General features: G+C 45.7%; 5 protein-coding genes. 1 reads left to right on the top strand and 4 read right to left on the bottom strand.

The features are described from left to right. Positions 1-261: 261 nt before the first annotated feature. From lpdA to pdhA, 4 genes are all read right to left on the bottom strand, one after another. Positions 262-1,674: a dihydrolipoyl dehydrogenase gene (gene lpdA / locus HMPREF3090_RS04720; protein ID WP_070486069.1), complete on the bottom strand. Its 1,413-nt coding sequence runs from the start codon at positions 1,672-1,674 to the stop codon at positions 262-264. 11 nt (positions 1,675-1,685) lie between these two features. After that, on the bottom strand, positions 1,686-3,338 hold the full coding sequence (locus tag HMPREF3090_RS04715) for a 2-oxo acid dehydrogenase subunit E2 (protein ID WP_067972461.1): 1,653 nt from the start codon (positions 3,336-3,338) through the stop codon (positions 1,686-1,688). Between the two features lie 114 nt (positions 3,339-3,452). Next, on the bottom strand, positions 3,453-4,445 hold the full coding sequence (locus HMPREF3090_RS04710) for an alpha-ketoacid dehydrogenase subunit beta (protein ID WP_067972464.1): 993 nt from the start codon (positions 4,443-4,445) through the stop codon (positions 3,453-3,455). 2 nt (positions 4,446-4,447) lie between these two features. Continuing rightward, the gene (gene pdhA / locus HMPREF3090_RS04705; protein WP_067972467.1) at positions 4,448-5,551 is read right to left on the bottom strand and encodes a pyruvate dehydrogenase (acetyl-transferring) E1 component subunit alpha; all 1,104 of its coding nucleotides are present in this window, start codon (positions 5,549-5,551) and stop codon (positions 4,448-4,450) included. A 508-nt stretch (positions 5,552-6,059) separates the two neighbouring features. Between pdhA and def the strand changes: the two genes are divergently transcribed. Further along, positions 6,060-6,632: a peptide deformylase gene (def, locus tag HMPREF3090_RS04700; protein ID WP_067972472.1), complete on the top strand. Its 573-nt coding sequence runs from the start codon at positions 6,060-6,062 to the stop codon at positions 6,630-6,632. Positions 6,633-6,829 lie beyond the last annotated feature (197 nt).

Here is a 6,829-nt window from a genome sequence, read left to right as displayed (position 1 = left end):
TGAAGTTGGTCCTTAGCCATGAAAAGCAAGTAAAACGAATTACGGAGCGTAGACTTTAGCCGTACGCTCCGTTTGAGATTTGCTAGGTGAGAGACCTTGGCTCGAGCCGGTGCCATGGCTCTTCAAGGACCAAATTCAAAAGCGGAACGCATGCTCACTAGCACCATCTATATGAAAAATTATCCCAATCCCCATTAAAAAAGAGCCCAAGATCAGGCTCTTTTTTGTGTATAGAATCAATTTTTTGTTTGCTTAATGAGATTAAGCGTGGATAGCTTGGCCTAAAAGACCTTCTGCACAGTCCTTGATCGCCTCATTCAAGGTTGGGTGACCGTGAACCGTCAAGGCAATATCTTCAGCTGTCATGCCAGATTCAATGGCTAAGCCAATTTCAGCAGCAGCATCCGATGCGTTAGGTCCAACCACTTGGCCACCAACGATAATGTTGTTGTCCTTAGTAGCGACTAAGCGAACGAAACCGTCTGCGTTAGCCATAGATACGGCACGGCCGTTCCCACCGAATGGGAATTTGAAGGAGTGTACATCCAAGCCTTTTTCCTTAGCGTCAGCTTCGGTTAAGCCGTAGCTTGCCAATTCTGGATCAGTATAAGCAATTGAAGGCATTGACTTGTAGTCAACAATTGCATTTTCCCCAGCGATGGCTTCAGCAGCTACGATCCCTTCGTAAGAAGCCTTGTGGGCAAGGGCTAAGCCTGGCACGATATCACCGATGGCGTAGATGTTCTTCACGCTGGTCCGGCCTTGTTCGTCAACCTTGACTAAGCCGCGGTCGTCCATTTCAACGCCTGCTGCTTGAAGGCCGATTTCAGCCGTATTTGGACGGCGGCCAACAGATACGAGAACTTTAGAAACGGTAATTTCTTTTTCTTTGCCTTTTTCTTCGTATTTAACGGTTACAGAGTCGCCGTTGTCTGTAGCTTCTTTAGCCATCCCGTTGGTGATGACCTTCATACCTTTTTTCTTCATGTCTTTTTGAACAACTTTCACCATGTCTTTTTCAAAACCTGGTAAGAGTTGTGGAGACCCTTCAAGGATGGTGACTTCAGAACCGAGGTTAGCGTAGGCAGAACCTAATTCAGAACCTACCACGCCACCACCGATCACTAGAAGTTTTTCTGGAACTTCTTCAAAAGCTAAGGCCCCTGTTGAGTCCACAATGTTACCACCGAACTTGAAGCCTGGGATTTCGATTGGGGTTGACCCAGTAGCAACGATCAAGTTGTTGTAAGTGTACAATTGATGTTCGTCGCCCTCACCGGTAACAGTTAACTCTTTATCGTTGTTGATATAAGCTTCGCCCCATACCACATCGATCTTGTTCTTCTTGAAGAGGAAGCCAATCCCGTCAGTCATTTTCTTAACGACTTGGTTGTCTTTCCAATCTTGGGTCTTGGTAAAGTCTAAGTTTGTTCCTTCAGTTGTCACACCGAAAACTTCTGCGCCTTCTAAGGCAGAATGGTAAGCGTGACCTGCTTGGATCAAGGCTTTAGAAGGAATACAGCCAACGTTTAAGCAGACCCCACCGAGGAATTCACGTTCGATAACTGTAACCTTTTGGCCTTTTTGGGCAGCGCGGATTGCTGCCACATAGCCACCAGGGCCTGAACCGATAACGACTGTATCTAATTCAATTGCCATTGCTCCTACTACCATATTTTATCAACCTATCCTTCCATTAACAGCAATTCTGGTTCTGACAATAAGCGAGCGACTTCGTTCAAGCAACGTTGACCTACAGCCCCGTCGACAATACGGTGGTCGAAGGTTAAGGAAAGTTTCAAGACGCGGCCAACTGCTAATTCGCCTTCATCGTTGACAACAGGTTCTTGCTTGATGGCACCGAAACCTAAGATAGCAACTTCTGGGAAGTTAAGGATTGGAGTGAAGAATTCGCCACCAGCTGAACCGATGTTAGAAATTGTAATGGTACCGTCGCCCATTTCTTCGTTGGTTAATTCACCAGCGTGAGCTTTGGCAGCTTTTTCGTTGATTTCGTTAGCAATTTCAAACATTGATTTTTGGTTAGCGTTCTTGATATTTGGAACGAATAAACCATTGTCAGTATCTGTTGCAATCCCTACGTTATAGTATTTCTTAAGGATGTATTCGCGGTTTTCTTCGTCGATTGATGCGTTAAGCATTGGGTATTTCTTAACTGCAGCAACTAAGGCTTTCACCACATAAGGTAAGAAGGTTAACTTCACATCACGTTCTGCAGCGATGCCCTTGAATTTCTTACGATGATCCCAAAGTTTAGACACTTCAACGTCCATGAAGAGGGATACTTGAGGTGCAGTAAACTTAGAAGTGGTCATGGATTCAGAGATGATCCGACGCATTGGTGAGATCTTAACGCGTTCAACCAAGTCTTCGTTAGAAACAGTTGGCGCTGGAGCAGGTGATTTCTTAGCTGCTTTTTCTTCCTTAGCTGGAGCTGCTTCTTGGCTAGCTTCTTGGCTGCTTGCAGCTTGAGCGTTTGGATCGAAGTTGTCGATGTCATCACGGGTAATTTGGCCGTTCTTACCGGTGCCGTTTACTAAGCTGATGTCAACGCCTTTGTCGCGTGCATATTTACGAACAGAAGGCATGGCTTGGATGACACGGTTTGGATCAGCTGTAGCTGGTGCTGAAGCTGCGCCACCTGTTGCGTCATCATTACCTTCGTCAGCCTTAGCTTCTTGAGCAGGTTGTGAAGGCGTTGAGGTATCTTCTGCCCCATCATCTTCGCCATTGTGTTCTGGTGAGTCGATTTCAGCTAAAACATCCCCAACATTAGCGATGGTGCCTGCTTCAACTAAGATCTTCTTAACCGTACCAGCAACTGGTGAAGCTACTTCTTCAACAGACTTGTCGTTTTGGATTTCAACGAGGGAGTCTTCTTCAGTGATTTCGTCGCCTTCAGAAACTAACCAAGAAACGATTTCACCTTCTGCCATCCCTTCACCAACGTCTGGTAAGCGGAATTTGTAGTAGGAGCCGCCACCCTTGTTGGATGAAGCTGGGTCTTCAGCTTTTTCTTCTTGGGCTGGGGATTCTGGGGTTGAAGCTGGAGCAGCTTCTGCTTCGTTATCTTCTAAGCCTTCCCCTTCGAATGCGATCAATGGTTCGCCGACCATTGCCAAGTCGCCTTCTTCATAGTAAAGCTTGGTTACTTTCCCTGTAACAGGAGAAGTAATTTCTTCAACAGATTTATCATTTTGGATTTCTACGAGTGTATCTTCTTCTTGAACTTCGTCGCCGACTTTGACGTCCCATGCAACGATTTCGCCTTCTGCCATACCTTCGCCGACATCGGGCATATTAAAAATATAAGCCATAGTTTGAATTTCTTCCCTTCTATCTCTCAATACCTGTTCAAAAGCTGTCCTTATTTGATGATAAAGCTCAGAGCGGTTAAGTTCCCCTAACCGCTACCAAGCGTCCTTAAGCTATTAGAATTGAGTTGCTTTCTTCACTGCTTCTTGAATATCTTCGGCATTTGGTAACCAAACGTTTTCGGCTAAACCAAATGGGAAGACAGTATCTGCAGCAGATACGAATTGGATAGGTGCTTGTAAGCTCAAGATATTGCGTTGTGAAATTTCAGCAATCACTTGGTTACCCACGCCAGCTTGACGTTGGGCTTCTTGAACCATTACCACGCGGCCTGTCTTGTCAACAGAAGCCCCGATAGTTTCCATGTCAAGAGGTTGAACGGTACGTAAGTCGATAACTTCAGCTGAGATGCCGTCTTTTTCAAGGGCGTCAGCAGCCTTCAATGCTTCGCGTACCATGTAGCCGTAAGCGATGATAGTTACATCATTACCTTCACGGGCAACATTGGCCTTGTTCAATTCAATTTCGTATTGTTCTTCTGGGACTTCTTCACGGAATGACCGGTAAAGTTTCATGTGTTCTAAGAAGACAACTGGGTCATTGTCGCGGATAGAAGCAGTCAAGAGACCTTTTGCTTCGTATGGGCTTGATGGGATAACCACTTTCAAACCTGGAGATTGAGCCATTAAGCCTTCAAGGGAGTCCGCGTGCATTTCAGGCGTGTGAACGCCACCGCCGAATGGTGAACGAACGGTAATAGGCATATGGCGAGTCCCACCCATACGGTAGCGGGTACGTGCCATTTGGCCAGAGATTGAGTCCATCACTTCGAATACGAAACCGAAGAATTGGATTTCCATAACGGGACGGAAGCCTTGAAGAGCTAAACCAATGGCTAAACCACCAATACCTGATTCGGATAGAGGTGTATCGCTGACACGGTCTTCACCATACTTGTCGTATAAGCCTGTTGTGGCACGGAATACACCGCCGTTTTTACCTACATCTTCACCAAAGATTAAGACTTTTTCATCGCGTGCCATTTCTTGGTCTAACGCTTCTGTAACGGCTTCAACCATTGTTTTGTTGCGGTTGTTCTTTTTAGCCATGCTTATTCACTCTCCTTTGCTTCATATTGTTCGATTTGTTCTTTAATGTTTTGACCAGGGTTTTCGAACATATTCTTCAAGAAATCAGAAACTTTTTGTTGTGGGGCAGCCTCTGCCTTTTGAATTGCTTCTTTGATTTCATCTTTCACTTGGTCAACATATTCAGTTTCCATGTCTTCGTTCCATAGACCCTTGTCTTCCATGAACTTACGCATACGTAAGAGAGGTTCACGGCCGGTCCATAGTTCGATATCTTCATCGGTCCGGTAAAGTTTAGGGTTGTCACCTGATGTTGAGTGAGCGCCTAAACGGTTGGTGATGGTTTCAATCAAGACAGGACCATTACCAGCAGCGGCATATTCACGGGCTTGTTTAGCCACAGCGTAAACAGCTAAGGCGTCGTTACCGTCAACTTGTACCCCTGGGATACCTGCTGCAACAGCTTTTTGAGCTAAGGTCTTAGCAGCGGATTGTTTTTCGCGTGGGGTTGAGATAGCGAAGCCGTTGTTTTGGATGAAGAATACGATTGGTGCTTTGTAGCGGCTTGCATAGTTCCAGCCTTCATAAGAGTCACCTTGGGATGAACCACCGTCACCAGTGTAGACATAAGTCACATTGTCGGAACCATTTAATTTTTGGCCAACAGCATTACCCATGGCTTGGATTAATTGAGCACCGATAATGATTTGTGGTGGCATAGCGTGTAAGTCTTCAGGGTAGTCGTTCCCTTCAACGTGTCCACGTGACCAGAGGAAGCCCTTGTAGATAGGCAAGCCTTTAGCGATTAATTGAGGAACGTCACGATAGCCTGGGAATAACCAGTCACCTTCTTCAAAAGCGTAAGAGCTGGCCATTTGGGAAGCTTCTTGGCCATAGGTGGGTGCGTAGAAACCTAAACGTCCTTGCTTAGCCAAAGCCATTGAACGTTCGTGAAGCGTCCGAGAGAACACCATCCGTTTCATTAATTCAACTAATTCATCGTCTGATAAATCAGGCATAATCTCTTCATTAACGACTTTCCCTTCTTCGTCTAAGATACGAACCATTGGGAAAAGCTCGTCAATTGCTTCCAACTGCGCAGCATAATCTACTGGTTGTTTAGCCATTTATAATCATTCCTCTCTTATAATAAAAATTCTTTCAGTTTTAAATCAAGTGCATTCGATTCTGTATCAATCAAACGCAGCCCTCTGTTATAAAGTATCATTTTAGCGCATAAAAAGCAAGTCTTATAGCTTCAAGGCTCAAAAGTTCTTTTATAGTACAGAAAAATTAATGAAAAGGCTGTCTTTTCTATACTTTGAGCCTTTTTTCACAAAGTTTATTTCCAAGATAAGTCGATGATCTCAGGCCTTTAAATGCGGTTTTTTGTTCTTATTTGTAAATTAAATCATCAATCTGTACTAATCATTTTGGGCAATCTGTTATAGTCTGATCTGGGGTAAGGGTCAAAACAGCCTATTTAAAGCGTTTACACGAGTATATCTTTTGAAAGCTTTTTCCTGAGCTGTTTTTTTCGCCTTAAATATTAAGCAAAAGCGCTAAACATTTGCCGGCTTTAACGGTATAATGAGGGGAAGACATTTACTAGACTAGAAAGGATGTTATACCAATATGATTACAATGGATGATATTATCCGGGACGGCCACCCCACCCTGCGCAAAACCGCTGAGAAAGTGACCTTCCCTCTGACTGACGAGGACCGCGCCTTCGCCCAAGACTTGATGGACTACCTGCACAACAGCCAAGATGAAGAAATCGCTGAAAAATACGGCCTCCGTGCAGGCGTCGGCTTGGCTGCTCCCCAAGTCAATGTCTCCAAGCAAATGACTGCCGTCCTCATCCCTGACCTGGAAGATCCAGACGGCAAGATTATAATGGAAGAAGTCGTCTGCAACCCGCGCATCCTCAGCCACTCCCTAGAAAAAGTGGCCCTACCGAGTGGCGAAGGCTGCCTGTCCGTCGACCAAGACGTCCCCGGCTATGTGCCCCGCTATGCGCGCATCACCCTCCGCTACCAAGACCTAGAAGGCAATGAGCACAAAAAACGCTTCAAAGGCTACCCCGCCATCGTCCTCCAACACGAAATCGACCACCTCAACGGCATCCTCTACTACGACCACATCAACCAAGACGCCCCCTTCTCCCTCGACCAGAACTCATTTGTATTAGGGGAAGAATTTTAAGAAAGGGTGTGAGAGGATGCGGGAGAAAGGGAGCTCTGGAGTAAAAGGACAGAGAAGGCTGAAGGCCTTCGACGGACTTTTATGAAGAGGAGCCCTTTCTGCATCCTCGAACCCGACTAGACAGGGTGTGAGCAAAGGCGTTCAGAAAAGGATGACTGGAGGCAAAGGGATAAGAGCGGCTTTAGCCGGTCGTTCCC

This window comes from Aerococcus sp. HMSC23C02 (assembly GCF_001806805.1).
GTDB lineage: Bacteria > Bacillota > Bacilli > Lactobacillales > Aerococcaceae > Aerococcus > Aerococcus sanguinicola.
This window is presented reverse-complemented; position numbering and strand designations above follow the sequence as displayed.